Here is a 5,195-nt window from a genome sequence, read left to right on the forward strand (position 1 = left end):
GCGAAGATCGTCGCCGGGTTGGTCATGGTCAGCGACAGCCCGGTCATGAAGCCGCTGATGGCGGTGCGGCTGTCGGGCGCGCTGTCCACCTCCCGCGCTTCGGCCGAGGGGCTCTGGCGGTAGGTGCGGAGGGCGACGACCAGAAGGATGATGCCGCCGGCGATGCGGAAGAAGGTCTCGTGCCCGGTGAGGAAGCCGATGGCGGCCGACACGCCGAAAGCGGCGATGGCGCCGTAGAAGGTGTCGGCCACGGCCGCCCCCATGCCGGTGGCGAAGCCGATCATGGGCCCGTGCTCGATGGTGCGGCGGATGCAGAGCAACCCGATGGGTCCGACCGGCGCAGCGATGGCGATGCCGAGAATCAGTCCCTGAAACAGCACCACCAGTTGTTGCACGGCCACCGTTCCTTCCGGGTCCCGGACTGGCCGCAAGGATGCGGCCGAGCCTGACCTGAGCGGGTCATATCCGTCCGCCCCGGCCAAGTCAACCCGACAGGGCCGGCCTTCCGGCCAGTTCGTCAACCGATGAGGGCGGCGGGCGTCACAATCCCCCTGTCGCGTGCCGGCTTGCCCGACTATCCTTCCCGTCCAGCTGTGGCCGGACCGGGGAGGGACCATGCGTGGGCGCAAGATGCTGGGGGGCAGGCACAAGATGCTGGGGATCGCGGCGGCGCTGCTGGCGCTGGCGGCCGGGGCCGCGGCGGCGCAGGAGTTCGCGCCGGCCGTCGTGTACGACATGGGCGGCAAGTTCGACAAATCCTTCAACGAGGCCGCCTATGTCGGCGCCGAGCGCTTCAAGAAGGACACCGGCGTCGCCTACCGCGACGTCGAGGTGAACGCCGAGGGGCAGCGCGAGCAGGCGCTGCGCGCCGTCGCCCGGCGCGGCGCCACCGTGGTGGTCGCCATGGGCTTCGCCCAGGCCGTGCCGCTGGAGAAGGTGGCCAAGGAGTTCCCCAACACCAAGTTCTGCCTGATCGACGAGAAGCTGGACCGGCCCAACGTGCGGTCCATGACCTTCAAGGAGGAGGAGGGCTCCTTCCTGGTCGGCATGCTGGCCGCCATGGCGTCGAAGACCGGCAAGGTCGGCTTCGTCGGCGGCATGGACATCCCGCTGATCCGCAACTTCCTCACCGGCTACGAGCAGGGCGTGCGCCACGTGAACGGGCAGGCCGAGGTGCTGGTCAACATGACCGGCACCACCCCGGCCGCCTGGAACGATCCGGCGCGCGGGGCGGAGCTGGCGAAGAGCCAGTTCGACCGGGGCGCCGACGTGGTCTACGCCGCCGCCGGGGCCACCGGCCTGGGCGTCCTGCAGGCGGCGGCCGACGCCGGCCGGCTGGGCATCGGCGTGGACAGCAACCAGAACCACCTGCACCCGGGCAAGGTGCTGACCTCCATGCTCAAGCGCGTCGACGTGGCGGTCTACGACTGCTTCCGCAGTGCGCGCGAGGGCACCTGGACGGCCGGGCACCGCGTGCTGGGGCTGAAGGAGGACGCGGTGTCCTACGCGCTGGACCAGCACAACCGGGCCGTCGTCTCCGCCGACATGGAGCGGCGGGTGGAGGAGGCCAGGGCGGCCATCGTCGCCGGCACGCTGCCGGTCAAGCCCTACACGCCGTGACCGCGCCGGCGCTTGAGGTCCGTGGCGTCGACAAGTGGTTCGGCGCCACCCACGCCAACCGGGACGTGTCGCTGGCGGTGCCGAAGGGGACGATCCACGGCGTCGTCGGCGAGAACGGGGCCGGCAAGTCCACGCTGATGAACATCGTCTACGGCACCGTCGCCCCGGACGTGGGCGAGGTGCGGGTGGACGGCGTGCCGCTGCCCCCCGGCAGCCCGCGCGCCGCCATCCGCCGGGGTATCGGCATGGTGCACCAGCACTTCATGCTGGTCGAGCGGTTCACCGCGCTGGAGAACGTGCTGCTGGGCGCCGAGGGCGGGCCGACGCTGGCCCCCGGCCGCCGCCGCGCGCGGGCCGAGCTGGAGCGGCTGGCCGCCGCCTACGGCCTGGAGGTCGACCTCGACACGCCGGTCGGCGACCTGCCCGTGGGGGCGCAGCAGCGGGTGGAGATCCTGAAGGCGCTGACCCGTGGCGCCGAACTTCTGATCCTGGACGAGCCCACCGGCGTGCTGACGCCGCAGGAGGCCGACCACCTCTTCCGCATCCTCCGCGCCCTGGCGGGGCAGGGCAAGACCGTGGTCATCATCACCCACAAGCTGCGCGAGGTGATGGAGCTGACCGACGCCGTCACCGTCATGCGCCGGGGCGCGGTGGTGGCCACCCGCCCCACCGCCGCCACCAGCCGGGAGGAGCTGGCCGAGCTGATGGTCGGCCGCCGCGTCGCCCTGCGCGTCGCCAAGCCGCCGGCATCCCCCGGCGCCCCGGTGCTGGAGGTGCAGGGACTGCGCGTGGCCGACGCCGCCGGGGTGGAGCGCGTGCGCGGCGTGGACCTGACCGTGCGGGCCGGCGAGATCGTCGGCATCGCGGGCGTGTCCGGCAACGGCCAGTCGGAGCTGCTGGAGGCGCTGGCCGGCATGCGCCCCGTCCGCGCCGGCCGCATCCGCCTGAAGGGCGCGGAGCTGCCGGCGGCCGGCTGCGACGCCCGGACCCTGCGCGCCCGCGGGGCCGGCCACGTGCCGGAGGACCGGCAGGCGGTGGGGCTGGTGACCGGATTCCCGGCGGCGGCCAACCTGATCCTCGGCTACCACGACGACCCGGCGTGGAGCGGTGTGGCGCGCCTGGACTGGGCGGCGGTGCGGGCGCGCTGTGCCGCCGTGATGGAGGCCTACGACGTGCGCCCGCGCGCCGTGGACCGGCCGGTCTCCGGCTTTTCCGGCGGCAACCAGCAGAAGCTGGTGCTGGCCCGCGAGATCGAGCGCGACCCCGACCTGCTGCTGGTCGGCCAGCCGACGCGCGGCGTGGACGTCGGCGCCATCGAGTTCATCCACAACCGCCTGCTGGCCCTGCGTGCCGCTGGCAAGGCGATCCTTCTGGTCTCCGTCGAGCTGGAGGAGATCCTGGCCCTGTCCGACCGCATCCTGGTGATGTGCGCCGGCCGCATCGTGGGCGAGGTCACCCCCGAGGCCGCCGACGAGCGCCGCCTGGGCCTGATGATGGCCGGCGCGGCCGGAGCCGATGTTACCGGATGATACGCGGCGATACGCTTTTCGGCGGGCGTAACATCACGGAGCGGCGTGCCGCGCGGGCCTGATGCAACCGGATGCAACACCATGCAACGCTTTCGGCCGTGTGTTGCATCCGCGACCGCCGTGTCGCGGACCGGGAACGTCGGGCGAATGTAACCGGATGAAACCGGATGAAACAGGTTTCGGGCAGGTGTTTCATTCAGGGCCGCCGTGCACGGCGCGGTTCGGCGCGGGCGCACGTCGGGCGTTGGTGCGGGAAGTATGGCGGGAGATGGGAATTTTTGCAAGGAACCCGCGCCGCTCTCCGTAGGCCGGCGGATCTGCAATCTTTGGATGCGGGTGCGACACAGTGCACGCTGAGCGGGATGCGCCTTCCCACGGCTTCCGTCCCATAGTATTCCTGTGAAGATCGAACATAACTTGCATGACACATGCAAGAATATGACTGAACCTTCGAGGCACAGGAGAAGCAACAATGCCGTCCATTTCCGGCACCACCGCGAACGATACCCTTACGGGGGGCAACGGGAACGACACGCTTTTCGGCGACGCGGGCGGTGATCATCTGGACGGCGGCCACGGTGCGGACACGCTTTCTGGTGGCGGTGGAAACGACACGCTTCTTGGCGATGCCGGAAACGCCGAGTCTCCTTATCTGTTCACGACGCCCACGCTCGTTCTCGCCAACGCCTACGGCTACAACAGCAGCTGGACGAGCCAGGACAAGAACCCGCGTGTCGTCGGAGACGTGAACGGCGATGGACGAGCGGATATCGTCGGCTTCGCCTCGAACGGCGTGAGCGATGCGCTGAGCTTGAGCGACGGGACGTTCACCGCACCGCAGGCCGCGCTGTGGGGCGTTTACGGCTACAATTATACGTGGACGAGCCAGAACCTCAATCCGCGCACGCTGGCGGACGTGAACGGGGACGGCCGGGCGGATATCGTCGGCTTCGGCTCGCACGGCGTTTCCACGGCCCTGGGAAAGGCCGACGGTACCTTCGGCCCGCAGCAGAGCGCGCTTTCCGGCACCTATGGCCTGAACAGCGGGTGGCCCAGCCAGGAGCAAATGCCCCGCATGCTGGGTGACGTGAACGGCGATGGACGGGCCGACATCGTCGGGTTCTACAGCAATGGCGTGCGCGTCTCGCTTGGAAAGACCGACGGCACCTTCGAGCCTCTGCAGATCGCGCTTTCCGGCGCGTATGGCAGCAACAACAACTGGTCGAGCCAGGATCTGACGCCGCGCATGCTGGGCGACGTGAACGGCGACGGCCGGGCCGACATCGTCGGATTCTACACCAACGGCGTCCGCGTCTCGCTTGGAAAGACCGACGGCACGTTTACCGAGCCCCAGATCGCCCTGTCCGGCGTTTACGTATACGACACGACCTGGAACAGCCAGAACATCAACCCGCGCATCATGGGTGACGTGAACGGCGACGGCCGGGACGACATCGTCGGGTTCGGATCGCATGGCGTCACCTTCGCCTTGGGGCAGGCCGATGGTTCCTTCGGGGCGCAGCAGATCGGCCTTCTCGGCGCCTATGGCAAGAACAGCGGTTGGCCAACCCAGGAGACCGCCCTGCGTGACGTTGGGGACGTGAACGGCGACGGCCGGGCCGACATCGTCGGCTTTGCCGCCAACGGCGTGGTCGTTTCCTATTCCGTGCCGAACGGCGATCTCCTGTACGGCGAAGCCGGCGACGACGTGCTGAACGGCGGGGCCGGGCCGGACACGCTGCTGGGCGGTGCCGGCAACGACACCTACATAGTGGCCGATGGCGAGGACACGATCATCGAGGCCGCGGGCGAAGGCATCGACGAGGTGCGGACCACGCTGGCCGCCTACACGCTGGGCGCCAACCTGGAGAACCTCACCTACACCGGCGCCGCCGCCTTCGCCGGCACCGGCAACGCCGCCGACAACCGCTTGATCGGCGGCCCCGGTGCCGACACCCTGGCCGGCGGCGCCGGCAACGACACCTACGAGGTGCAGACCGCCGCCGACGTGGTGGTCGAGGCGGCGGGCGAGGGCACCGACGAGGT

4 protein-coding genes are annotated in these 5,195 nt (G+C 70.0%); 3 read left to right on the top strand and 1 reads right to left on the bottom strand.

The window, feature by feature from the left end:
- A partial coding sequence (locus VED21_RS34210; protein ID WP_324890393.1) for a LysE family transporter occupies positions 1–401 on the bottom strand: 401 nt, incomplete at its 3' end.
- Between the two features lie 214 nt (positions 402–615).
- On the opposite strand from VED21_RS34210, the gene VED21_RS34215 reads away from it, so the two are divergent.
- From VED21_RS34215 to VED21_RS34225, 3 genes are all read left to right on the top strand, one after another.
- A complete protein-coding gene (locus tag VED21_RS34215; RefSeq protein ID WP_414638380.1) occupies positions 616–1,620 on the top strand; it encodes a BMP family lipoprotein in 1,005 nt (334 codons plus the stop codon).
- Positions 1,617–3,149 carry an ABC transporter ATP-binding protein gene (locus VED21_RS34220; protein WP_324890394.1) on the top strand — a complete coding sequence of 511 codons (1,533 nt, stop codon included), beginning with the start codon at positions 1,617–1,619 and terminating at the stop codon, positions 3,147–3,149. Before VED21_RS34215 ends, VED21_RS34220 begins: the two co-directional genes overlap by 4 nt.
- A gap of 472 nt (positions 3,150–3,621) precedes the next feature.
- The coding region (locus VED21_RS34225; RefSeq protein ID WP_324890395.1) for an FG-GAP-like repeat-containing protein at positions 3,622–5,195 on the top strand (1,574 nt) is incomplete at its 3' end.

It is taken from the genome of Azospirillum sp. (assembly GCF_035627195.1).
Lineage (GTDB): Bacteria > Pseudomonadota > Alphaproteobacteria > Azospirillales > Azospirillaceae > Azospirillum.

Bases quoted from the DNA above. Each gene is read 5' to 3' on its own strand.
- VED21_RS34215 (WP_414638380.1), top strand. From the start codon at position 616: ATGCGTGGGCGCAAGATGCTGGGGGGCAGGCACAAGATGCTGGGGATC.